At 62.8% G+C, this 21149-nt stretch carries 26 protein-coding genes; 12 read left to right on the top strand and 14 right to left on the bottom strand.

The window, feature by feature from the left end; all coding sequences use genetic code 11:
* Positions 1-73 precede the first annotated feature (73 nt).
* The 4 genes from KIH45_RS02090 to KIH45_RS02105 all read left to right on the top strand — a co-directional run bounded on the left by KIH45_RS02090 (position 74) and on the right by KIH45_RS02105 (position 4637).
* Positions 74-973, top strand: coding sequence for a MipA/OmpV family protein (locus KIH45_RS02090; RefSeq protein ID WP_213174326.1), 900 nt, complete (start codon positions 74-76; stop codon positions 971-973).
* Positions 974-1123: 150 nt separating this feature from the next.
* Positions 1124-1522: a hypothetical protein gene (locus tag KIH45_RS02095; protein ID WP_213174327.1), complete on the top strand. Its 399-nt coding sequence runs from the start codon at positions 1124-1126 to the stop codon at positions 1520-1522.
* Positions 1523-1778: 256 nt separating this feature from the next.
* Entirely contained in the window at positions 1779-3638 is a 1860-nt protein-coding gene (gene thiC, locus KIH45_RS02100; RefSeq protein WP_213174328.1) for a phosphomethylpyrimidine synthase ThiC, read from the top strand.
* A 6-nt stretch (positions 3639-3644) separates the two neighbouring features.
* A complete protein-coding gene (locus tag KIH45_RS02105) occupies positions 3645-4637 on the top strand; it encodes a carboxylesterase family protein (protein WP_213174329.1) in 993 nt (330 codons plus the stop codon).
* A gap of 9 nt (positions 4638-4646) precedes the next feature.
* Here the strand turns inward: KIH45_RS02105 and KIH45_RS02110 are convergent, their stop codons facing one another.
* Positions 4647-5285 (bottom strand): DUF2726 domain-containing protein, encoded by a 639-nt coding sequence (locus KIH45_RS02110; RefSeq protein ID WP_213174330.1) that lies wholly within the window; start codon positions 5283-5285, stop codon positions 4647-4649.
* A 593-nt stretch (positions 5286-5878) separates the two neighbouring features.
* Between KIH45_RS02110 and KIH45_RS02115 the strand changes: the two genes are divergently transcribed.
* Both KIH45_RS02115 and KIH45_RS02120 read left to right on the top strand, forming a co-directional pair.
* Positions 5879-6298, top strand: a complete 420-nt coding sequence (locus KIH45_RS02115; protein WP_213174331.1) for a hypothetical protein — start codon at positions 5879-5881, stop codon at positions 6296-6298.
* A 173-nt stretch (positions 6299-6471) separates the two neighbouring features.
* Positions 6472-7047, top strand: coding sequence for a hypothetical protein (locus KIH45_RS02120; RefSeq protein WP_213174332.1), 576 nt, complete (start codon positions 6472-6474; stop codon positions 7045-7047).
* Positions 7048-7051: 4 nt separating this feature from the next.
* On the opposite strand, the gene KIH45_RS02125 is transcribed toward KIH45_RS02120, so the two are convergent.
* Genes KIH45_RS02125 through KIH45_RS02135 form a run of 3 tightly spaced genes read right to left on the bottom strand, consistent with a single transcriptional unit; the run spans position 7052 to position 8919 of the window.
* A complete protein-coding gene (locus KIH45_RS02125) occupies positions 7052-7354 on the bottom strand; it encodes an alkylphosphonate utilization protein (protein ID WP_213174333.1) in 303 nt (100 codons plus the stop codon).
* Between the two features lie 57 nt (positions 7355-7411).
* Positions 7412-8392 carry a 1-phosphofructokinase family hexose kinase gene (locus tag KIH45_RS02130; protein WP_337925382.1) on the bottom strand — a complete coding sequence of 327 codons (981 nt, stop codon included), beginning with the start codon at positions 8390-8392 and terminating at the stop codon, positions 7412-7414.
* Positions 8389-8919, bottom strand: coding sequence for a VOC family protein (locus KIH45_RS02135; RefSeq protein WP_213174334.1), 531 nt, complete (start codon positions 8917-8919; stop codon positions 8389-8391). The genes KIH45_RS02130 and KIH45_RS02135 overlap by 4 nt, the downstream gene beginning before the upstream one ends.
* A 141-nt stretch (positions 8920-9060) precedes the next feature.
* On the opposite strand from KIH45_RS02135, the gene KIH45_RS02140 reads away from it, so the two are divergent.
* On the top strand, positions 9061-9693 hold the full coding sequence (locus tag KIH45_RS02140) for a hypothetical protein (RefSeq protein WP_213174335.1): 633 nt from the start codon (positions 9061-9063) through the stop codon (positions 9691-9693).
* 60 nt (positions 9694-9753) lie between these two features.
* Here the strand turns inward: KIH45_RS02140 and KIH45_RS02145 are convergent, their stop codons facing one another.
* The 3 genes from KIH45_RS02145 to KIH45_RS02155 form a co-directional block, all read right to left on the bottom strand.
* Entirely contained in the window at positions 9754-10032 is a 279-nt protein-coding gene (locus tag KIH45_RS02145) for a hypothetical protein (protein WP_213174336.1), read from the bottom strand.
* A 162-nt stretch (positions 10033-10194) separates the two neighbouring features.
* Positions 10195-11625 carry a S41 family peptidase gene (locus KIH45_RS02150; protein ID WP_337925383.1) on the bottom strand — a complete coding sequence of 477 codons (1431 nt, stop codon included), beginning with the start codon at positions 11623-11625 and terminating at the stop codon, positions 10195-10197.
* Positions 11626-11694: 69 nt separating this feature from the next.
* On the bottom strand, positions 11695-12297 hold the full coding sequence (locus KIH45_RS02155) for a pyroglutamyl-peptidase I (protein WP_213174338.1): 603 nt from the start codon (positions 12295-12297) through the stop codon (positions 11695-11697).
* A 240-nt stretch (positions 12298-12537) separates the two neighbouring features.
* Here KIH45_RS02155 and KIH45_RS02160 point away from each other — a divergent pair, with 240 nt between their 5' ends.
* From KIH45_RS02160 to KIH45_RS02170, 3 genes are all read left to right on the top strand, one after another.
* Entirely contained in the window at positions 12538-13593 is a 1056-nt protein-coding gene (locus KIH45_RS02160) for a hypothetical protein (RefSeq protein WP_213174339.1), read from the top strand.
* Between the two features lie 183 nt (positions 13594-13776).
* Complete coding sequence (locus KIH45_RS02165) at positions 13777-14352, top strand: YbhB/YbcL family Raf kinase inhibitor-like protein (RefSeq protein ID WP_213174340.1); 576 nt, start codon at positions 13777-13779, stop codon at positions 14350-14352.
* 44 nt (positions 14353-14396) lie between these two features.
* Complete coding sequence (locus KIH45_RS02170; RefSeq protein WP_213174341.1) at positions 14397-14648, top strand: SWIB/MDM2 domain-containing protein; 252 nt, start codon at positions 14397-14399, stop codon at positions 14646-14648.
* Between the two features lie 20 nt (positions 14649-14668).
* Here KIH45_RS02170 and KIH45_RS02175 read toward each other — a convergent pair whose 3' ends face one another.
* Positions 14669-15112 (bottom strand): DoxX family protein, encoded by a 444-nt coding sequence (locus tag KIH45_RS02175; RefSeq protein ID WP_213174342.1) that lies wholly within the window; start codon positions 15110-15112, stop codon positions 14669-14671.
* Positions 15113-15147: 35 nt separating this feature from the next.
* Between KIH45_RS02175 and KIH45_RS02180 the strand changes: the two genes are divergently transcribed.
* A complete protein-coding gene (locus tag KIH45_RS02180) occupies positions 15148-15921 on the top strand; it encodes a DUF72 domain-containing protein (protein WP_213174343.1) in 774 nt (257 codons plus the stop codon).
* Here the strand turns inward: KIH45_RS02180 and KIH45_RS19420 are convergent.
* The 6 genes from KIH45_RS19420 to dapD form a co-directional block, all read right to left on the bottom strand.
* Positions 15908-16372, bottom strand: coding sequence for an ion channel (locus tag KIH45_RS19420; RefSeq protein ID WP_213174344.1), 465 nt, complete (start codon positions 16370-16372; stop codon positions 15908-15910). The two genes, KIH45_RS02180 and KIH45_RS19420, sit on opposite strands and share 14 nt — an antisense overlap.
* A gap of 38 nt (positions 16373-16410) precedes the next feature.
* Positions 16411-16827 carry a DUF1810 domain-containing protein gene (locus KIH45_RS02190; RefSeq protein ID WP_213174345.1) on the bottom strand — a complete coding sequence of 139 codons (417 nt, stop codon included), beginning with the start codon at positions 16825-16827 and terminating at the stop codon, positions 16411-16413.
* Between the two features lie 5 nt (positions 16828-16832).
* Entirely contained in the window at positions 16833-17015 is a 183-nt protein-coding gene (locus tag KIH45_RS02195) for a DUF3008 family protein (RefSeq protein WP_213174346.1), read from the bottom strand.
* Positions 17015-17239, bottom strand: a complete 225-nt coding sequence (locus KIH45_RS02200; protein WP_213174347.1) for a hypervirulence associated TUDOR domain-containing protein — start codon at positions 17237-17239, stop codon at positions 17015-17017. Before KIH45_RS02200 ends, KIH45_RS02195 begins: the two co-directional genes overlap by 1 nt.
* Entirely contained in the window at positions 17239-17514 is a 276-nt protein-coding gene (locus KIH45_RS02205; protein ID WP_213174706.1) for a hypothetical protein, read from the bottom strand. Before KIH45_RS02205 ends, KIH45_RS02200 begins: the two co-directional genes overlap by 1 nt.
* Before the next feature lie 155 nt (positions 17515-17669).
* Positions 17670-18512, bottom strand: a complete 843-nt coding sequence (gene dapD, locus KIH45_RS02210) for a 2,3,4,5-tetrahydropyridine-2,6-dicarboxylate N-succinyltransferase (protein WP_213174348.1) — start codon at positions 18510-18512, stop codon at positions 17670-17672.
* 263 nt (positions 18513-18775) lie between these two features.
* Here dapD and KIH45_RS02215 point away from each other — a divergent pair, with 263 nt between their 5' ends.
* On the top strand, positions 18776-21148 hold the full coding sequence (locus KIH45_RS02215; RefSeq protein ID WP_273544021.1) for a S8 family peptidase: 2373 nt from the start codon (positions 18776-18778) through the stop codon (positions 21146-21148).
* Position 21149 lies beyond the last annotated feature (1 nt).

Here is a 21149-nt window from a genome sequence, read left to right on the forward strand (position 1 = left end):
TAGTAGCAAGCGGAACCGGCGGCATGGCGGTGCGTTCCCGAACGAACAAGACCATTCTCAGGATCACACGCACTTGAACCAGATCGCGCCGACCCGCACCCTTTTGACCGCCGCTGCCATTGCCGCAGCGTGCGCCTTTTCCGGCAACGCGCACGCCAATGTCGCCGCGATCGACCGGCAGCCGCTTCGCCTGGAACAGCCGGACCTCGAAGAGGTGTATGACGGCGACTACGTGATCGTTGCGTTGGGCGCTGGCTATGTCCCCGACTACGAGGGCGCGGACGAATATGGTGTCCAGATCGGCGGTGCGGTGCGCGGCTCTGTCGAAGGGATTGCTTTCAAGACCAGCGGCATCGGTCTTGAACTCGACCTCATTCCGAACCTGCCCGGCGATGTCGAACTCAGCTTCGGACCCGAAATCCAGTATAGCGCGGTGCGCACCGGATCGGTGAAGGACGAGATCGTCGACATGCTGCCCGAACTCGACAGCACGATCGAACTGGGGTTCAGCGCCGGTATCTCGAAAAAGAACCTTATCACGCCGGTAGACTCGCTCGCGCTAAGCTATGGTATGCGCTGGGATGTTTCCGGCAAGGGAGCAGGGCGGCAGAGCCGTGTCTCGCTGTCCTACTTTACCGCCCTGTCGAAAGGCATGGGCGCAGGCGTATCGGTCGGCGCAAGCTGGCACGACGACAAGTGGGCCGACTATTACTACACGATCACGCCCGAAGGCAGTGCGGCCACCGATGGCGCGCTTCCTGTCTATGAAGCGGAAAGCGGCATGAAGGACTGGGACGTAAAGGCCTATTGGGGCATGGATCTCGACGGGGACTTCCGCAACGGCGGCTTCGGCATTGCGACTTCGGTCGTCTACGAACGCCTTCAGGGCAGCGCGGCGGAAACGCCGATCGTGTCGATGCGCGGCGACCGTGACCAGTTCATGTTTCTGGCCGGCGTCGGTTATGCTTTCTGAGATGAATTGGGCGTTCTGACGACAACGCACTGATCGCGCTGGACCAAGGCGCGGTGACCTTTTAGATATCGGGACAGAACGGGCCGCTTACCCCCTCGAGCGACCCACACGATAATGCCCCGATTGTCGGGAAGTAGAGGGACGTTTCACATGCCTGTTGTCGACGCCACTGCCTGGACGGCCATGCTGTTGGGCCTGTTCGCCATGTCTGCCGCCATCGGCGCGTTGCGCAGGCCGGGGATATGGCAGACCCTTGTCAAAGAGGTCGAGGACAGCCCCGCGCTGCAGATGATTTCGGGCGTTGCCGAACTGGCGGCTGGCGCTGCGATCTATCTGGTCAATCCGTGGGTCCCGGCGGACTTGCTGGCCTGCGTGATGAAAGCCATCGGCGGACTGATGATACTCGAGGCGCTGGTCGTCGTCGGGTTCTCGGACATCTATTTCCATTTCTGGCTGAAGAACCTGTCCTTCATGCACAAGGGCTGGGCGATGGTGAGCCTGTTGACCGGCCTTGCCCTGACCGTGGCAGGCGCGTTCCACTTCGGCTGAGGGGCGCGCTTCCCACAACAACTTCGCCCCCGCGGCCCACGCAGCATTTGCGTTGCGGGGCGAGGGCGATTACATCGGTGCCATACCCCGGGGAGCGAGCTTTCCCACTTCGATGTTTCGAAAGTGGGCAATTCCGCTGAGAGGGACAGGTAGCGCTGTCCGACCCGTTGAACCTGAACCGACTAGCATCGGCGGAGGGAGCGGTCTGTCGCACGTCAAGGCAGCCGGTCCGTCTTTCGCCACTTGGGAGACTGTAATGGCCGACATCAACTCGAAGCTCGAAATCGGCGTGACCACCGGGCCTATTCGCGGTTCGAAGAAGATCTACGTCGGGGACCGCCGCGTCGCCATGCGCGAGATCAGCCTCGAACCTTCGAGCGGTGAGGATCCGGTCCGCGTCTACGACACCAGCGGCCCCTACACCGATCCCGATGCGAACATCGACATCGCGGCAGGCCTGCCCGCGCTGCGCCGCCAGTGGATCATGGAACGCGGCGACGTCGAGGAATACGACGCGCGCATGGTGAAGCCGGAAGACAACGGCCAGCTCGGCCCCGACCGCAGCGGCGGCGTGCCGGCGTTCCCCAACGTCGTGAAGCGTCCCCTGCGCGCCAAGGCGGGCATGAACGTGTCGCAGATGCACTACGCCAAGCAGGGCATCATCACGCCCGAAATGGAATACGTGGCAGAGCGTGAGAACCTGGGCCGCGCCATGATGAAGGACCACATCCGAGACGGTCAGGACTGGGGCGCGGAAATTCCCGAATACGTGACGCCCGAATTCGTCCGCAGCGAAATCGCGCGGGGCCGTGCGATCATCCCGAACAACATCAACCACCCTGAATCCGAACCGATGGCCATCGGTCGCAACTTCCTCGTCAAGATCAACGCCAACATCGGCAACTCTGCCGTGGCGTCGGACGTGGCCAGCGAAGTCGACAAGATGGTCTGGTCGATCCGCTGGGGTGCGGATACCGTGATGGATCTGTCGACGGGCCGCAACATCCACGACACCCGCGAATGGATCCTGCGCAACAGCCCCGTTCCGATCGGCACCGTTCCGATCTACCAGGCGCTGGAAAAGGTCGGCGGCATTGCCGAGGACCTGACGTGGGAGGTCTTCCGCGACACGCTGATTGAGCAGGCGGAGCAGGGCGTCGACTACTTCACGATCCACGCGGGCGTGCGCCTGCCCTATGTGCCGCTGGCCGCCAAGCGTGTGACCGGCATCGTCAGCCGCGGCGGCTCGATCATGGCGAAGTGGTGCCTTGCCCATCATAAGGAGAGCTTCCTTTACGAGCACTTCGACGAGATCACCGAGATCATGAAGGCCTATGACATCGCCTACTCGCTCGGCGATGGCCTGCGCCCCGGCTCGATCGCCGACGCGAACGACGAGGCGCAGTTTGCCGAGCTTTACACGCTGGGCGAGCTGACCAAGCGCGCCTGGAAGGAAGACGTTCAGGTCATGATCGAAGGCCCCGGCCACGTGCCGATGCACAAGATCAAGGAGAACATGGACAAGCAGCTCGAGGCGTGCGGCGAGGCTCCGTTCTATACGCTCGGGCCCCTCGTCACCGACATCGCGCCGGGTTACGACCACATCACCAGCGGCATCGGCGCGGCGCAGATCGGCTGGTACGGCACGGCGATGCTTTGCTACGTCACGCCCAAGGAACACCTTGGCCTGCCCGACCGTGACGACGTTAAGGTCGGCGTGGTGACCTACAAGCTGGCCGCCCACGCGGCCGACCTTGCCAAGGGGCATCCGGCCGCCAAGGTGCGCGACGACGCGCTGAGCCGCGCGCGCTTCGAATTCCGCTGGCGCGACCAGTTCAACCTGTCGCTCGACCCCGACACGGCAGAGCAGTACCACGACCAGACGCTTCCCGCCGAAGGCGCGAAGACCGCGCACTTCTGCTCGATGTGCGGTCCGAAGTTCTGCTCGATGAAGATCAGCCAGGAAGTCCGCGAATTCGCCGCCAAGCAGAACCAGCCGTCAGACCAGTTCATCGCGGCGGAAGACGCGGAAAAGGGCATGGAAGAGATGAGCAAGGTCTTCAAGGAAACCGGCTCGGAACTCTACATGGGATCGAATGGGCGCGAACACGATTGAGGGGGTATGACCTACCCCTTGCGTTCCCCCGCTCTCGCCCTCGTTTCCGCTTTCGCGCTTGCCGTCGCCGCCTGTTCATCGGGCGGTGACGGAGAGGCCGCGCAGGAACAGTCCTTCGGCCCTCCCGGACCTGCGGGCGGAGGGGGCAGCATCGACAAGAGCGGGGACGCGCAGCTCCAATCGCTGATCGCCGACGTAAAGCCGAAGTTCGCGCAGTTCGCGTACGAGGACGCGGAAACGGGCCTCACGCTGCCCTACAACCTCTACACGCCCGCGGATGCAGAGACGGCGGGCCCGCTGCCGCTGGTCTTCTTCATCGCCGACGCCAGCGTGGTGGGCAAGGACGTGACCGCGCCGCTGGAACAGGGGCTGGGCGGCCTCATCTGGGCCTCTGACGAGGAACAGGCCAAGCACCCCGCCTATGTGCTGGTGCCCGAGTTTCCGAACGTCGTCATCGACGATCATGGCGCGCTTACCGTCAACGAATACCAGGACGTGGCGCGCCGCCTCGTGCTGGACGTTGCCGCGAAAGTGGGGGCGGACAAGGACCGGCTCTACGCCACGGGGCAGTCGATGGGCTGCATGATGCTCCTGTTGATGAGCGCCAATTACCCCGACCTCTTCGCGCGCGAACTCTTCGTTTCGGGCCAGTGGGACGTGTCGAAGCTATCCGCGCTGGGTGACCAGGATTTCTTCTATGTCGTTGCCGAGGGCGATCCCAAGGCCTCTGCCGGGCAGGACGAGCTTTACGAGGCGCTGACCTCCGAAGGCGTGACGATCCCCCGCGCGACGTTCGACGCAGGGTGGAGCGAGGCCGAAGTGGCCGAGGCCGTCTCTGCGCTGACCGAGAAGACGAGCGGCCCGAAATTCGTGATGTTCAAGGAAGACACCGTCCTCCCGGAAGGCACGAGCGCCCCCGGCGGCGCGGGCGAACACATGTATTCGTTCGACCCGGCCTACAGGCTGACGGCAGTCAGGGACTGGTTGTTCGGGGGGTGATGGCCACGCCTAGGCGGTCGGCGCTCTCGCAGTCAGTTTCCGCACCATCTCTCGCACTTCCGCGGGTGTGTCGCCACTCACAACTTCGACGTAACCAATCCCGGCGCGCCTTAACGCTTCCTTCTTAACTGCGTCACGAGCCGCAGTCTCGGCGCTGCTGTGGTGCCCCGTGCCTTGAAATTCCACCGCATGGAGCGGGCGGCAGTCACTATCGACGATCAGTAGATCAACCCGCTTGGCATTGATCGCCCAGAACGCGTCCTTGTCTGGACTGTAGAGAATTTCGCCTAACGAAACCTGACCCATGGTGCGCCAGCCGGGACTGTGTTCGGCAAGAGCTTGATCAATTACCCCGAGTAGCCGCCGCTCCGGCTTGTTCAGCAGGGGGCGTGCCTTGAACGATGCGTTCATCACGCGCATCAATTGCTCCCCCGCCGTTTCGGTAGTGCTGGCGGGTGTCTCTTTCCGTGGAGAAATCTTGACGACTTTTTTGTCGCCCGACTTTCGGCCACGCCAATAGGCACGGCGCTTTTCGCGTTCGATGCCGTTGAAGAACTTTTCAACGCCGATGCCGATCCCTGCCCCTATCAACAGGACGAAGATAAGTAGCAGTGGCTGGTCAAGTAATACGTTAATTGCGTAGTTCATGGCGCTGGATTACCGTATCATTATTTAAGGTTGGTCAATATCCGGGTTCATTTGTTTCGGCCCCTCAAACGCCGGGCGCGGGCCATCCGGCCCGCTTGGCTTCGCCGCATAAGCGGCGGCGCGCGTTCGCGCTTGCGGGTGTCGCTGACGCGCCCCGAAATTTCGCCAATGCTCTCGGTTCGCATTCTGCCGCTTGGTGCCAGTTAGCTTGGTAGCGCTGACACGGGGCACCGAAGGTGACTCCCGCAAGGCCGAACGGCCGCCCGAGCTTATGCGAGGAAGCCAAGGCCCCCGGATGGGGGCCGCCCGGCGTTTGAGGGCCCTAACAAATAATCCAGCGCCACTCACCAACCTCCCACGGGCCACAAGGCCCGCGCTCAACTGGCGGAGCCACCAAGCCCGATTTTATTTTCCTACACTCCACCCGCCATGGCTCATCCTCACGGATGACAGACACAACCCGCACCCCACCCGAACCTGAATACCCACCCATCGGCCGCCAGGGACCGCAATGGGATCGGCAGAAGATGGCCGATTTCCTGCGGATGTTGGCTGCGACGCATTCCGTTTCGGAGGCGGCGCGGTCGGTGGGGATGAGCCGGCAGAGCGCCTATCGCCTGCGCTCGCGATTAAAGGGCACGCCTTTCGACATCGCCTGGGAAACCGCCTTTCGGCACGGTTATGACAATCTCGCCCATGCCGCGCTGGAAAGGGCGCTGAACGGTGTTGAAGTCCCGCACTACCACGGGGGCGAATTGGTCGGCACGTCGCGCCGCTATGACGAGCGGCTGACCGTGGCGCTGCTGAACATGCGCAACCGCTTCGGATCGCCGATGATGGGCCGCTATGGCGCGATGGCCGAATATATGTCCGAACGCTGGGACGAACTGCTGGACCGCGTGGAGTGCGGCTCGCTCGACTGGGAGGGGCCGGGCTTTGCGATGGACAGCGAAAAGGACATCAAGAACCTGATCGAGCGGTTCACGATCGACGAGCGTCCTTCAGGCCGTTGATGCGTTTTTCCGGCAACCTGTCACCCGACGCGGCGGCTCGCTGACGCGCGGAAATGCGCAGGGCGCGGGTTGTTGGTCGCGGGTGACAGGGTGTCGCTTTTGTCACCCGCGGCAATTGGCGAAAGCGGCGGGAAGGGCGGGAACCGGCCCGCGTCGTCGCGGTTCAGGATAGTATGAGGAACCTGATAGGCCTAACGGCACTCGCCCCATGTCTTGCGCTGGCGCTTTCCGCCTGCTCGTCCAACGCGCCCGATGATGCGGGCACTGCGCCAGAGGCGACCGGCTCGGCCACGGCGGAGGCGGTGGACACGACGCTGACGCTGAACGGGCTGGGCATGGTGACGATCGGAGAGCCGGTGCCGGTCGACAGCAGCTTTGCGCTGCGCGGGGCGCAGGCTTCGGAAACGTGCCTTGTCTATACCTCGCCCGATTACGACGGGGTCTATGCCATCGTGGAAGACGGCGCGGTTCGCCGGATCACGGTTGGCGAGGGATCGGAGGGTGAGGGACCGGGCGTGACCTTCGTCGAAGGCGTAGGCGTCGGGTCGACCCGCGCCGATGTCGACGCGGCGTTCCCCGGCTTTCGCGAAGCTCCGGCAAAGTACGTGGAAGGCGGCAAAGACCTGATCGCCCCCGGCGCAGACAGCGGCGATCCGGCGGTGCGTCTGGAAATGAGCCCGGAAGGCTCCGTTTCGGTCATGCACGTCGGCACGATGCCGGTGCTGGGCTATGTCGAGGGGTGCGGCTGAGCGCCTAGCGCTTCTTCACGAACTCGGCACGCAGGACGAGGCCCTTGATGCCGGGGTACTTGCAGTCGATCTCCTGCGGGTCGCCGGTAAGGCGGATCGACTTGATGAGCGTGCCCTGCTTCAGCGTCTGGCCAGCGCCCTTGACGGTAAGGTCCTTGATCAGCGTGACCTGATCGCCATCGGCCAGCAAGTTGCCGACAGCGTCGCGAACCTCGACCGTATCCGCCGCCGCCTGCTTGGCCGCCAGTTCGGAAGCGGGCATCCATTCGCCGCTTTCCTCGTCGTAAACGTATTCGTCGTCGCTCATCGGGTGCTCCTTTGACGGGCGAATGGCAGGAGATCGGGCGGAAAGCCAGAGGCTGGATCAGGCGGTGCAGCCGTCGTCGGTGCCCATGCTGGCCCAGATGCGGTCGATGTCGGCGACGGAGCAGAGATCGGTGCCGGGGGTCAGGACGGCAGCAGTCCCTGCGGCCATGCCTCGGCGGAAGGCGCTGGCCGTGTCCATCCCGCTGGCAAGGCCGTGGACCATGCCGGCAACGAAACTGTCGCCAGCGCCGGTCGCGCTTTGCACCGGAACGTCGAGGCCCGGACGGCAGAGTGAGCCATTCACATCGGCCAGCACTGCGCCGCGATGGCCCAGCGTGACGGCGACGATGTCGGCCTTGCCCGCCAGCACCAAGGCATGGGCCGCAGCGCCGATTTCCTGCGGGCTGGCGTAAGTGGCGCCGGTCAGTGCCTCGAACTCGCCAAGGCTGGGTTTGACGAGGGCAAGCCCGCCAGCCTCGACCGCAGCGGCGAGGGGAGGGCCGGAGCTGTCGAGGACCATGCGGATGTCCCGTTCCCGGCAAGTCGCGGCAAGGCGGGCATAGAAGTCGACAGGAACGCCGCGAGGCAGCGATCCGCTTGCCACCAGCCAGCCGCAGCGGGCCGAGTAGACATGGTCGATCACGCCCTGCCACTCGGCATCGGAAAGGATCGGCCCTTGCGGCACGAAGCGATATTCCTGCCCCGTGCTGCGTTCGAAGACCGAGAGGCTCATCCGCGTCTGGCCTTCGACCGGGATGCAATGGCGGGCAAGGCCGATGCGGTCGATCAGGTCGTCGAGCAGGCCTCCGCTTGCCCCGCCTGCGCAATAGGCAGCCGTGACAGGCGCGCCGAGACGATCGAGCACACGGGCAACGTTGATACCACCGCCGCCCGGATCGTAACGTTCCTCGCTCGTCCGGATCTTGTGGGTGGGGCGGACTTCGTCAGCCTCGCAGGCGCCGTCGATGGCGGGGTTCAGGGTAAGAGTGAGGATCGGCTCCATAAGCCCCTCATGCCGCCCCGAAAGCCTATCGATCAAGCGCTGGTTGCATCCGGTTTCCAGCGATCAGTGCCACTGTCACTCTTCACGCCGCTGGGGAAAGAGATGATTTCGAGCCAGGTGCCCCATGGGAAGCGACCGAACCAGCACTGGTTGCCTTCGCCCCCTTCTTGCCGGAACAGATCGACCGGACCATCAGTCATGATCCCTCCGGCATCGGTGAACGCCTTGGCGGCCGCTTCGATGTCGTCGACATAGATGCTGAAGTGGTGGAGCCCGCGATCGTTTATTCCGGCGGCTTCCTTGCGGCCTTCGCCATTGTCCGAAATCTCGAACAGTTCGATGTTCGGGCCATTCCCTAACCGCATCATTCGCATCGAGATCATCGCCGTACCGGGCAGCAGACCGTTTACCTGGTGCATGTCGGCAGGCCCTTGCGGTTCCTCGCCCTTCGTGACGAGCGAATAAAGAGTCTCGGCTCCGAAAGCGTCGATGAAGAACCGTTCTGCCTGCTCGATGTCAGGGACGGTAATGCCGATGTGCTCGATACCGCGTGGCTGGTACAATTTATTCCTTTCCGTGGGGGCAGGTCTTCAATGAACGGATCGCCCGCACTGTTCCGCCGTCCTGCCGCAAACCGTGTCCGGTCCGTCCTTTTGCTGCAGCATTCAAGGGAGCCAAGCCTGGGCCCGGGCGTTGGGTTGCCCATGAAGAGGATGATAACACTGGCCCTGTGCTGCACAGCGCTTGCCGCCTGCGATGCTGCGCCCGATGCTGCGCAAACCGGAACCGAGGCGCCCGACACGCCGCAAGCTCCGATCAGCCCGCCGCCTCATGTCGATCCCGACTCGCTTCACGCTGCTGCACCAGAGCCGCTGGCGGTCGACCTTACGCGGAACGAGTGGAAGACGGCTGCGAACCGCCAAGACTGCGCCCCGTTGGTTTTGACGAGTGACGGCGGCGCACCCGCAGAACCGCGCAGGGCCAATTTCTCGGGCGGCTGGGGGGTGGCGTTCGATACTGACGAGGTGCGAAGCGCTTATGGCGTGGCGGGGCCGGGTGTCGTCGATAGCGATCAAGCTGGCGCGCAGGAAAGCCGTCTGCGCAGCCAGTGGCCCTATTTCACCGTGCTTGACGACCTGCCGCAGCCCGCGTTTGCCGGTTACGGTCTGGAAGGTGCGCAGCCCTATCGCAGCGAAGTGCCGGACGGTGTCGGCGACAACTCGCTCGCCTATGTCCGTGTCGGCGGGCAGACCTGCACGTACAACGTGTGGAGCAGGCTTGGCCGGGCGCATCTGGAAGTTTTGCTGCAGTCCCTCCGTCCCGGTGTGACCGAATAGAAAAAGGGCCGGAAAGCGCGAACGCTTCCGGCCCGATTTCAATCAGTGATCAGCAAGCGATCAGCGCGAAGCCATCGGGATGCCGAGCGATTCGACGTCCGAACGTTCGAACGAAACGCGCGAACCGTTGTAGGTGCCGCGAACCCGCGAATCCGTGACGTAGAGGCGGAAAGCCTTGCCGCGGTCATCGGTGCCGATAACCAGCGTGGCGTCGCCAACGGTCTTGGTCGAATATTCGTATTCAACGCCGTCGTGGGAGAAAGTCTTCTCTTCCTGAGCGAGTGCCGGAGCGGCGACTGCGGTGGAAACGAGAGCGAGCGAAATAGCAATTTTACGCATGAAGCAATTCCTTCTGGGGAGTAGGGATCGCCTCGAGACATCCATATGTTGTGCATTGCAGCATACGAATCTGCTGCGCCGCATCAAATGCATTATGAACGATACAATTGCGAAAAATGCAATCGTGCCGGGAACTGTCTGGTAACGTTCAGAACCTTCGCGTCAGAAAAGTCCCGGAACTTCCCTTTGCGCCGTGCTGGGCCGCGTAGGCATAAGCAGGCGGCGCTGGCCCGATACCGACTGAGTCGTCTGTCCGCCGCTGATAGCGGTGCACGAACGGCCGGCCAGGAAGTCGAGCGCACCGGCAATCGATGCCTCGTCCGGATCGCCAAGCTGCGTGAAGATGTCGTCGTCTGCACGGCAGGTCACCGGAACCGACGAGGCCAGACCGGTGAAATAGTCCGCGTTGCCGTCCGCATTTTCCGTACGGAAGGTAACGACGCGCATACGATCGTCGCAGTCTTCGTTGTCGAAGCCGTACTGGCCCACGGGCTTGCCGTACGTGTTGGTGCCAACCAGCGCCATGTCGTTGCCGAGGTAAGGGATCATAGAATTGATGATAAGCTCACTGGCCGAAGCCGTACCGCCGCGGCCGATGAAGGCGATCTTCATCGGGGTGATCGACTGCGGCTGGCTGGCGAACAGGTAGCGTTCGTTATATTCCGACTTGCTGTCGCGCAGCGTCGTGCGGCTGAACACCTGGCCGACCTTGTCGCGGCCCATCAGGTCGCCCATCAATTCGGCAATGCGGACAAGCCCGCCACCGTTGTAGCGCAAGTCGACGATGACCTTGTCGATGCCCTGTGCGCGGAAATCGGCAAAGGCAGCACGCAAGTCAGGATCGGCAGTATCGATAAAGGTGCGCAGGTTCACGTAACCGACATTGATGCCGTTATCATTGATGACCTTGGCGCCGTAACGGTCGGAAACGGGATCGAGCGCGTAATCCTCTTTCGAAATGGTCACGACGCGCGTGGTGCCATCCGTGTCGCGCAGGCGGAACGAGCGCGTAACGCCGACATCTGATGAGCCCAGCGCGTCGGAGAAACCGGCCCAGCCTTCTGCGGCAACAATGTCGCTGACATTTCGAAGCGTACCTTCGGTGTTGCCGACGGCGAGGATTTCGACGCCGCGGTCCATGCCGACGGCAAGTGCCGGTGCATCCTCGAAAGCCTCGATCACGAAAACGCTGTCGGTGCCATAACCGAGACGGATGCCGAAGCCGGCGGTCGACCCGCTGTTGTAATAGGCGTTCTCTTCCTCGATCGAGGTCATGTACGTGAAATAGCGATCCTTCGACTGCGCCCGCGCAGGTGCGACCAGTGCGTCGATATAGTCCTGCACGCTGTCGTAGTTCGATGCCCGAACGCTCGTATCAACCAGATCGGGGAACAGGTACCATTCATCGATGACTTCGCGTGCGAACTGCTGGCGGTTCGAAAGCGAACAGGCCGAAGTCGTCGAGGTTGGCGTGGGTGTCGGCGTGCCGCCGATGGTACCGCCGGACGTGCCAGAACTGCTTCCGCCACCGCCGCCACAGGCGGACAAGAGTGCGCAGGCCGCAAGGGCGAGGGGGAATTTACTGGCTTTCACGGGCGTCCCAATCCGTTGGCGCGGGCCGTGGATGCCCGCTAATTGTCGTTTCATATGCAAGGATCATCCTTAATTTGCGATGACCATTCTTGCGATAATCCCCATACCTTTTTGCATGTCTTTGAGTGACATCGTTCCTGCCGCCGTTTCTGCGAGGGGCGTGCCGGGCAGGGCGGGGATGTGAACGAAAAGGCCGGGAATGCCATCCGAATGGCAGGGGCCGCTGAGAGCTGCGTGATACACGTGGTTGCACACGTAGCTGCCGGCATCGTCCGAGATTTCAGCATCGAGCCCCTCGGCGGTTAGCGCGGCGACCATGGAGCCAAGGTCGAGCCGAGTGTCGTGCACTGCGATGGGAGCATCGCTGGGCAAGGGGCAGTAGCCGGCGGAATCGGGCCTGTCGGGGAGGGAGGCGCTGGTCGAACGGCTTTCAAGGGTCAGCGCAGTCGCACGGTTGCTGTATCCGGTCATGATCACGGCTGACGCCTCGAAATTCAGCGCCTCAAGCATACGCGCGGGCGCGACGTCATAACGGGTGGGCAAGATGACGTGGCGTGCGGTCGACAGGACATCGTCATCCATCTGCGCGAAAGAGCGTAGCAGCGTCTCTGTCGGATTGTCCGGAACGCCGGGGAAAGGTTCGAATGCCGTGATGAGGAGGGGCTTTGCCATGGTTCAGGATATCGAACCGAGCGGGAAAATCGTCAAGATGGCCGGCCGCTGCAGATGAATGGCAAGTTAACTGGATGGTATTGTCAATGAACTTCAGATTAACGTAAATACAGAGTTCAGTTCGTAATAGTTTTAGTCGTTTTGTGGAAAACTCTACTTGACGATTAAATCGGTTCGTCTTGCCGCAAAATTGCCATGTTTGCGGATCGCGGAATGACAATCGTTGTTACTCCCAGTGCCATGAAGACGAATCTCGAACTCATCCGCCCCGCCGGCAGCGCCATTGCAGCTGTCCTGGCACTGACTGCAACCAACGCGCTGGCCCAGGACGCCACGTCGCCGGATATCGTGGTGCCGACTGTTCCCACAGTCACCGAGGCCGCGCCCACGACGACAGCGACCACGCCGCAGATCGTGATCCCCGATCCGACCCCGTCGCAGGCCGCGGCTATTGCACCGACTGTCCAGGCCGAGCCAGAGCCGACAGTCGTTGCAGCGCCTGTTGAGCCGGTCGAAGCTGCGCCGGTCGCGGATGCGCCTGCTGCGGTCACAGCCGTGCCCAGCGAACCTTCGACCCGCGTTGCTAGTGTTGCTGCGGCAGATCCTTCGCCGATCCAGCAGGCTGACATTGCCGCAGAGGCAGAAAGCGCCGGAGTGCCGGTCGTCGACGATGCCGTCGAAAGCGATCCTGCGCTCGCCGCCACCAGCAGCGCGACCGCTGCGCCGCTCAGCGATCCGGCCGCAGGTGACGATACGAACGCCACTCTGACAATGGCGGGTGGTGCTGCGGCTCTTGGTCTCGGATTCGTCGGACTGTTCATGGCGGGATCGGCGCGTCGCAGGCGCCGTGATCGTCACGGGACGACGGCGGCAATGACGGACGAACGCAAGACCCTGCCCCTGCGGAAGGAACCTGCCACCGTCCCTGCTGCCGCCGTCGCCCCGACTGCTGCCATTCCGGCAGAGCCGGAGCCTGCAATTGCGCAGCGTCGTCAGCCTAATGTCACGTATGGTGGCAGCAAGTGGGACGATGCCGGCTACGTCAATGCTTCGCCTGCATCGGCGGTCCTGCCGGCAGGTGAAGTGCCGCGCAGCGCCGAAGGTCGTCGCGCCTTGCTGGAACGTCTGGTCCGCGCCAAGCCTGACGAAGCGATCCCGTTCCGTTCGCCCAAGGCGCGCCGTCGTCGTGCACGCCTGATCGTTCAGAGCCTGACCCAGCGCCTGCGGGAGCAGCCGAATCTCGACTTCCGCCGCTTCTACCAAGGCTTCGCACAGCGCCGTCATGCGCCCGCCTGAGCGCTTCGGCGGCCCCGTCAAGTCCTGCGGGGCCGCCAGATGCATCTAAACCGGGCAAAACGCCGGGAGCGCCCCTCGCAAGGGGGGCGCTTTTCCCATAAGCCCGAGAGTGAAGTCGTGCCGCCCGCGCCCGCAAGGCTCGTTCGGCACCTATCTTGAAGACACGAATTGCAAGAGTTGCCCATGTCCGAGTGCCCCGCCTGGCTCGAAGCCGCCCTGAACGATGCAGCAGATGGTTCGCTTACCGTCGCTTCGCTGGGGAGCGCGTCGCTGCTCGGCGCCGGTGGCCTCAAGCTGACGAGCGCCGCATTCGAAGACGGCGAGGAACTCGACCCCTCGTTCACCGCGGACGAGGAAGACGCCGTCGCGCCGCCGATGGAATGGAACCAGCCGCCCGAAGGCACCATGGAAATGGCGATCGTCGTCGAGGACGCGACTGCCGGGGCAAAGTGCCACTGGCTCGTCTGGGGTATCGCGCCCCAGCGCGGCAAGCTGATGGAAGGCGAAGTTCCGCCGCGCACCGGCAAAAATGGCGCGGGAAATTCCGACTGGCTACTCCCCGCGCTCGCCGACGATGAGGAACACTCGTTCGTGTTCCAGCTCTACGCGCTGGACGCACCGCTGAATCTCGCACCGGGCGCTTCGCGAAAGGCGCTGGTCGAGGCAATGCAGGGACACGTCATTTCCGTGTCGCTGCTGACGGGTACTTATGCCCGTGAAAAGGAAATCGAGGATTGGGACGACATCGACGTGGAATAGTCCACTTCGATCAATCGATCCCCATTTTGAAGGGAGCCTAGGAAATGGCCGCCAAGAACAATGCGATCAACAAGCCCGTCGCCGTTTCGCCGACGCTCGAGACTATCGTCGGCAAGGGCCCGATGTCGCGCGGCGAAGTGACCAAGAAGGTCTGGGAATACATCAAGAAGAACGACCTTCAGGACGCGAACGACAAGCGCACGATCGTGCCCGACGCCAAGCTGGGCGCTGTCATCGGTAACGAGAAGATCTCGATGTTCAAGATGACCGCTGCGGTTTCGAAGCACCTCGGCTAAGCGAGGTTACGAGCGCAAGCTCACCTCTTCCGGCGGGGCCAGTCGATGACCCCGCCGGTCCAGAGGGCCAACCAGATCAGCACCGGCTGCAGCGCCATGCGCGGCAGGTGATAGGCAAGGCCCCATCCATGGTCCGGCGCGGCCATGTCCATTATCATGTGATTTATGTTCGCTGGCCATACGCATAGCGCGTAGAGGGCAAGGCCAATCCCTGCTGCCTGGCGCAGCCTGAGATTGGAGGGCTGCGCCAGCGCGGCAGCGCCTGCCAGTTCGGCGATGCCTGTCCAGAAAATAATTGTCTCCGGCATTGGTACCCAATTCGGCGTGATTTTCAGGAAAGTCTGCGGATTGGCCAGATGGGCATAACCGGCAAACAGATAGAGCAGCGCGAGCACGATACGCAGGACCGTGCGGGTCGGGCTGGATCGGGGCGCGGTTTCGGAACTGGTATTGGTCTGGCTCATTCCGACCTCATGCACAGAGCAGACCCCATCCCGCAATGACCATCCGCACCGGCATTGGCGGCTGGACGTATGAGCCGTGGCGCGGATTGTTCTATCCGGATGACCTGCGGCAGAAGGACGAGCTTGCATACGCCGCGTCCCGCTTGGGCGCGATCGAGGTGAATGGCACATTCTATCGCTTGCAGAAGCCGGAGACTTTTGCCCGTTGGCATGACGAAACGCCTGACGGGTTCGTGTTCGCTCTCAAAGGGTCGCGCTATGTCATGACACGCAAGAAGCTGGCTGACGCTGGTGAAGCAGTCGAGCGTTTTGTGGGGCAGGGCATCGCCGAACTTGGCGACAAGTTGGGACCCGTGTTGTGGCAGATGCCCAAGACGCGCAGCTTCGATCGCGATGACATGGCCGCATTCCTGGAATTGCTGCCCCGTGAAGTGGACGGACTTCCCTTAAGGCATGCGATCGAGGTGCAGCATCACAGCTTCGGCTGCGACGAGTTCATTGAGATAGCGACAAGGGCCGGCGTCGCGATCGCCTATATCGACGCGGAGGATGTTCCCGCTATCGATCGACAGACAGCAGACTTTTCCTATGCCCGCCTGAAAAGGGCGCAATCGCGGCTAAAGCGCGGTTATCCGCCTGCCGCGCTCGATCAGTTTGTGGCGAAGGCGCAGGCGTGGGAAGAGGAGGGGGAGGAGGACGAGGAGGGGGAAGGTCGCGACGTCTTCATGTTCTGCATCAATGGCGCGAAAGAGCGCGCGCCTGCCGCAGCCATGGCTTTGGCGCGTAAGATCGCGGCTAGTGCTTCTTGATGTCGAGACGCCCGAGGATGCGGACGAAATAGGCGGTGGACCACCCCAGCAGGATTATCCCGCAAATCCCTTCCAGCGCGCCGACGATCCGCCAGTCGCTCGCCATCGCGACGTCGTCGTACCCGATCGCGCCGTAGGAAATGGTCGAATAGTAGATCGCCGATTCCAGCGTCGGCAACGCGCCCACCGCACGGAAGAACAGCGCGAACATCCAGATTTCGATCCCATGCAGGATGAAGAGGCCATAGACGATGGCGAGCGTGATCATGATGCCGTGAAACGACACAGGCGGGAGGTGCGTCACGCGCTGGTCCGATTCCGACGGGTTCACGAAATGTGTCAGCAGCGCGAGACCAAGGCCGTGCACGGTGACGCACGCCATGATCATCGCGGTCGACGAGGCGAGCTGCGGCATCAGGATATGTATTGATTGAACGGTATGTTCGTCCACGCTCGCCTCCCTGCCGCCAAGTTCGCCAGCGGGAGGCTTCAGGTCAAGAGTTCGAGCGTCCGCGTATCCCGCTTACCGTCGTAGAAAGCCTCGATAATCGCGTCGAAAGGCGCGGCGTCGGTTGCAACGGCGGCGAACAGTGTCATCGAGCTGTTTAGCTTCATCGCGTCGATCGTCCCGAGGATGGCGACGGCGCTGCGTTTACCCGCCCATGCGGAAACGGCTTCGCAGCATTCGCAAAGCCGTTGTCCCAGTAAGTCGTGGCTCAAGAACGCGACGGCTTCGTCGCGGTCCTTGATTGCGTAAAAACGAGCCATATCACTGTGGCCGAGGCCTGCGATCTGGGGAAAGATGAACCACATCCAGTGGCTTTGTTTTCGCCCGGCGCGAAGTTCGGAAAGCGCTTTGGGGTAGATACCCGCTTGCGCTTCGACGAACCGCTCCAGTGCGGACATCGGGATCAATCCTTGTGGTCGGGCAGGTCCTTGGTGCTGGTTGAGGCCATGTCGTCCAATTCCTCTTCGGTCATGGAATCGTACATGTCCTTCGACGCGCCCTGCAGGTCGCCGACTTTCGTATCGCCGCGCTTGGCGGAAAGCGCGGCACCGGCAGCGCGCTGCTGCGCTTTCGATTCCGCCTTCATCAGTTTGCCGCTTCCAGTTCCGAGCCGAGCTTCAGAACTTCGTCGCCGTCTTCCTGCTTGATCAGATAGGCGGGATTGTCCTCGGTTCCGTTTTTCGAAACCTTGCTGCCTTGAAGAGTGCGTTCGACATCACGCTCGAACCTTTCCTGAACTTGCCCGGTGCCGGTGCCATTGCCCCAGTTCCACTTTACGTGCTGGTTCTTCTGGAACTTGTTCTCGGCCATTATTGGGCCGCCTCGGTCATGGGCTGTGTCGTCTCGTCGACTTCGTCCGCTGCGCCGTCGATGGGTTCACCTGCGGCGGTGTAGGGATCGGTAGTGCGTTCCGATCCGCTTTCGATCGGATCGTCGGCTGTGGCAGCGCCCGTGATCCATACGATCGTCATGGCAGCGGCCGCCAGAACGAGGCTGATGATGAGGACGTAACGCACGATATGAGGCGTGCTGCCCGCACGCGCTTCGTTGGTGGTGACGTCTACTTCGTCGCCGTGTCGTTCCATCAAATACTCCTGTGTTTCGCGATCTTGTGACGCCGGCCCTTCGAAAAGAGCCGGCCTTTCACCACACAGAACGCACTTTCGCGCAGAAATGTTCCGCCCGAACCATGCAGGAGCGAGTATCTAAGGGGCCGCGAAACCCGCAGCCCCGTGCCGTTTTACGGACGAAGCAGTTCGTTGATCGAGGTCTTCGAACGGGTCTGCGCGTCGACCGTCTTCACGATCACGGCGCAGTACAGCGACGGGCCGGGCGTGCCGTCGGGAAGCGGCTTGCCGGGCATCGAGCCGGGGACCACGACCGAGTAGGGCGGAACCTTGCCCATGTGGACTTCGCCGGTCGCACGGTCGACGATGCGGGTCGACGCACCGAGGTACACGCCCATCGAAAGCACTGCGCCTTCGCCGACATGGACGCCTTCGGCCACTTCGGCACGGGCACCGATGAAGCAGTTGTCTTCGATGATGACAGGTTCGGCCTGCAGCGGTTCGAGAACGCCGCCGATGCCCGCGCCGCCCGAAAGGTGCACGTTCTTGCCGATCTGCGCGCACGAGCCGACCGTAGCCCAGGTGTCGACCATCGTGCCTTCATCGACAAACGCGCCGATGTTGACGAAGCTGGGCATCAGGACGACGCCCTTGGCGATGTAAGAACCGCGCCGGGCTACTGCGCCCGGTACAACGCGGAAACCGGCTTCGGCAAAGCGCGTGTCGCTCCAGCCCGAAAACTTCGAAGGCACCTTGTCATAGGCCGGCGCGCCTGCCGAACCCTCGGGCACGATCTCGTTCTCGTTCAGGCGGAAGGAAAGCAGCACGGCCTTCTTCAGCCACTGGTTCACGACCCACTCGCCGTCCTTCTTCTCGGCCACGCGGGCCTCGCCGCTATCGAGCATGGCCAGTGCCTTTTCGACGTTCGCGCGCACTTCGGTGCTTTCGGGCGTGACGCTGGCGCGATCTTCGAAAGCGGCGTCGATTGCGGCGATCAGGGCGGCGTTGTCGGACATGGCATTTCCTTGGCAATGGGCTGCCTGCAAGCACTGCGGGCACGGATGTGACGAACTCACCGGGCCGCCTATCGCCAGAAATGCGCGCGGGCAACCGGGATTAGAGGACGAGAAGCGTACGGTCGGTGGCACGTAGCACATACCGTGGGTCATTCACCGATCATCCATACCCTTGCCGATATGGTCCGAAATGGCGCAAGCATCGGGCAGTTATCGGGACGGATCCTGCTAAAACATTGCGATGCAAGGATGGACGGGACTGAATGGCCGATAAGCAAACCCCTGATGCAACAACGGTAATCATGCACGCACTTGCCGGTGCGTCGCTTGCCGTCCTTTCGGCGTGTGGCGGCGGCGGAGGAGGTGGCGGAGGCGTGATTTCGACGCCGGCACCGACCCCTGCGCCCAGTCCGACACCATCCCCTTCGCCGACGCCGACTTCGTCCGCGAACTTCGATACTGCCGAATATCGCCAGTCGGATGGCCCGCGACAGCACAATGCCGTGACCGCCTGGCAACAAGGCGCAACGGGTGAGGGCGTGTCGATCGCCGTAATCGACACCGGCATCGACAGTGACAGCCCGGAATTTGCTGGCCGCATCGCCCCGGAATCGCAGGATGTCGCCGGCAATCGCGGTATCGAAAGTCCCGATGGGCATGGCACGCAGGTTGCTCTCGTCGCGGCGGCTGCGCGCAACAACGAAGGCGTGATGGGCATCGCCTTCGATGCGACTGTCCTTGCGCTGCGGGCCGATGAACCGGGAACTTGCGCCAGTTTCGATCCAACGGATTCGTCCACTGGTTGCAGCTTTCTGGACAGCGACATTGCTCGCGGGGTGGATGTGGCGATCGCGACTGGCGCGAAAGTCGTGAACCTTTCCCTTGGTGGCTCTCTTCCGACTGCCGAACTCGTGAACGCGATCAACCGCGCAGCGCAGGCAGGCATCGTTGTCGTCGTTTCGGCAGGGAATGACGGGGAATCGACCGATCCGGGGATCGATCCGGCACAGCCCGATCCTTTCGCTTCGGGCGTGCTGTTCGCAGCGCCACAGAACGTGATCATCGTCGGCTCGGTCGATGCGGCGAATACGATTTCAAGCTTCAGCAATCGTGCCGGATCGCAGGCGAATTCGTTCATCACCGCCCGCGGTGAAGACGTGTGCTGCGTCTATGAAAACGGCGAGATCTATACCGAGGTCGAAGGCGGCATCGAATATATCTACGTCAACAACGGGACTAGCTTTTCGGCCCCACAGGTCGCGGGCGCAGCGGCGCTTCTGGCGCAGGCTTTTCCGAACCTGAGCGGAGCGGAAATTGTTGAACTGATCCTTGGCGGCGCGGCCGACCTTGGCGATGCTGGCGTCGATGCGGTTTATGGCGTCGGCCTGCTGGACATCGCGGGCGCCTTTGCCCCTCAGGGTCGGACCGCGCTGGCGGGGACTTCGACCGCCGTGGCGCTGGGTGATGGATCGGGCGTCACCAGCCCCGCGATGGGTGACGCGGCCCGGCGGGCAAGCATCGGAACCGTCGTTCTCGACGAGTACGACCGTGCCTATGGCGCGGACCTCGGCGCGCGGTTGGCTTCCGCTAGCGTAGAGCCTCGGCTCTATCGGGCGATGTCGGGTAGGGCGGAGGGTCTTTCCGTCACTAGCGGGACGACGTCGCTGGCCTTCACGGTTGATCCCGGAAGCGTCAATGCGGCTTCTCCGGTGCCGCTGCGTCTCGATGACGAGAATGCGCAAAAAGCCCGCCTGCTCGCCGCGCGGATCGGGGCCATAATTGCGCCCGATACGAAATTTGCTTTTGCCCTTCGTGAAGGGGCACAGGGCCTGGAAGCGGGCCTTGCAGGGCACGCACGGCCTGCCTTCCTTGTCGCCGGCGAAAGCGCAGGTGAACTCGGCTTCGTCGCCCGTCGTGACGGGGCGGTGGCCGTGCGTCACGGGTTTGGCGACTTGGGCGTTACGGGCAGTGTGGAAACCGGCAAAGCTTGGAGCGATAGCTTTGAAGGCGGTTTGCGCTCTCGCGGCAAGCAAGATGATTTCACGCGCTACGGCGCAACGGTTGACTGGGCTGATGGCGATGTATCCGCCTCGTTTGGGACGAGCCTACTGACAGAAAACCGCACCGTGCTGGGTGCGCGGTTTTCCGACGCCATCGGGGCGGGCGGGGCGGACAGCGTCTTTTTGGATGCCGTACTGGGATGGAAACCGGCGGCTGGCTGGTCTCTCGGCGCGGATTACCGGCGCGGTATCACCAGTCCGCGTGTCGCCGGCCTTATCGAGGGCGCTTCGGGCTTTCAGACCAACGCGTGGAGCGTTGATGCGCAGCGGCAGGACGTCTTGGCCAGCGGCGATGCGCTGGGCGTGCGGATCGCGCAGCCCCTTCGGGTCGAAGGGGGCGGGCTGTCCCTGAACGTGCCAACGGCTTGGGATTATTCCACCGAAACGGCGACTTTCGGACAACGCAGTTTCTCGCTCGAACCTTCAGGGCGCGAGATGACCGGTGAAGTGCGCTGGATAGGCCCGTGGATGGGCGGCAGCCTGACGGCCAGCCTGTTTTACCGCCGCGATCCGGGGCACATCGCCGACCTGCCTGACGACAAGGGTGCGGCGCTGCGCTGGTCGGCGAGATTCTAGC

Source organism: Croceicoccus gelatinilyticus, assembly GCF_018398395.1.
Lineage (GTDB): Bacteria > Pseudomonadota > Alphaproteobacteria > Sphingomonadales > Sphingomonadaceae > Croceicoccus > Croceicoccus gelatinilyticus.

Excerpts from the sequence above, each read along its gene's own strand:
- KIH45_RS02095 (WP_213174327.1), top strand. The coding sequence starts at position 1,124 with ATGCCTGTTGTCGACGCCACTGCCTGGACGGCCATGCTGTTGGGCCTG.
- thiC (WP_213174328.1), top strand. The coding sequence starts at position 1,779 with ATGGCCGACATCAACTCGAAGCTCGAAATCGGCGTGACCACCGGGCCT.
- KIH45_RS02105 (WP_213174329.1), top strand. The coding sequence starts at position 3,645 with ATGACCTACCCCTTGCGTTCCCCCGCTCTCGCCCTCGTTTCCGCTTTC.
- KIH45_RS02110 (WP_213174330.1), bottom strand. The coding sequence starts at position 5,285 with ATGAACTACGCAATTAACGTATTACTTGACCAGCCACTGCTACTTATC.
- KIH45_RS02115 (WP_213174331.1), top strand. The coding sequence starts at position 5,879 with ATGAGCCGGCAGAGCGCCTATCGCCTGCGCTCGCGATTAAAGGGCACG.
- KIH45_RS02120 (WP_213174332.1), top strand. The coding sequence starts at position 6,472 with ATGAGGAACCTGATAGGCCTAACGGCACTCGCCCCATGTCTTGCGCTG.
- KIH45_RS02125 (WP_213174333.1), bottom strand. The coding sequence starts at position 7,354 with ATGAGCGACGACGAATACGTTTACGACGAGGAAAGCGGCGAATGGATG.
- KIH45_RS02140 (WP_213174335.1), top strand. The coding sequence starts at position 9,061 with ATGAAGAGGATGATAACACTGGCCCTGTGCTGCACAGCGCTTGCCGCC.
- KIH45_RS02145 (WP_213174336.1), bottom strand. The coding sequence starts at position 10,032 with ATGCGTAAAATTGCTATTTCGCTCGCTCTCGTTTCCACCGCAGTCGCC.
- KIH45_RS02155 (WP_213174338.1), bottom strand. The coding sequence starts at position 12,297 with ATGGCAAAGCCCCTCCTCATCACGGCATTCGAACCTTTCCCCGGCGTT.
- KIH45_RS02160 (WP_213174339.1), top strand. The coding sequence starts at position 12,538 with ATGAAGACGAATCTCGAACTCATCCGCCCCGCCGGCAGCGCCATTGCA.
- KIH45_RS02165 (WP_213174340.1), top strand. The coding sequence starts at position 13,777 with ATGTCCGAGTGCCCCGCCTGGCTCGAAGCCGCCCTGAACGATGCAGCA.
- KIH45_RS02170 (WP_213174341.1), top strand. The coding sequence starts at position 14,397 with ATGGCCGCCAAGAACAATGCGATCAACAAGCCCGTCGCCGTTTCGCCG.
- KIH45_RS02175 (WP_213174342.1), bottom strand. The coding sequence starts at position 15,112 with ATGAGCCAGACCAATACCAGTTCCGAAACCGCGCCCCGATCCAGCCCG.
- KIH45_RS02180 (WP_213174343.1), top strand. The coding sequence starts at position 15,148 with ATGACCATCCGCACCGGCATTGGCGGCTGGACGTATGAGCCGTGGCGC.
- KIH45_RS02190 (WP_213174345.1), bottom strand. The coding sequence starts at position 16,827 with ATGTCCGCACTGGAGCGGTTCGTCGAAGCGCAAGCGGGTATCTACCCC.
- KIH45_RS02195 (WP_213174346.1), bottom strand. The coding sequence starts at position 17,015 with ATGAAGGCGGAATCGAAAGCGCAGCAGCGCGCTGCCGGTGCCGCGCTT.
- KIH45_RS02200 (WP_213174347.1), bottom strand. The coding sequence starts at position 17,239 with ATGGCCGAGAACAAGTTCCAGAAGAACCAGCACGTAAAGTGGAACTGG.
- KIH45_RS02205 (WP_213174706.1), bottom strand. The coding sequence starts at position 17,514 with ATGGAACGACACGGCGACGAAGTAGACGTCACCACCAACGAAGCGCGT.
- dapD (WP_213174348.1), bottom strand. The coding sequence starts at position 18,512 with ATGTCCGACAACGCCGCCCTGATCGCCGCAATCGACGCCGCTTTCGAA.
- KIH45_RS02215 (WP_273544021.1), top strand. The coding sequence starts at position 18,776 with ATGGCCGATAAGCAAACCCCTGATGCAACAACGGTAATCATGCACGCA.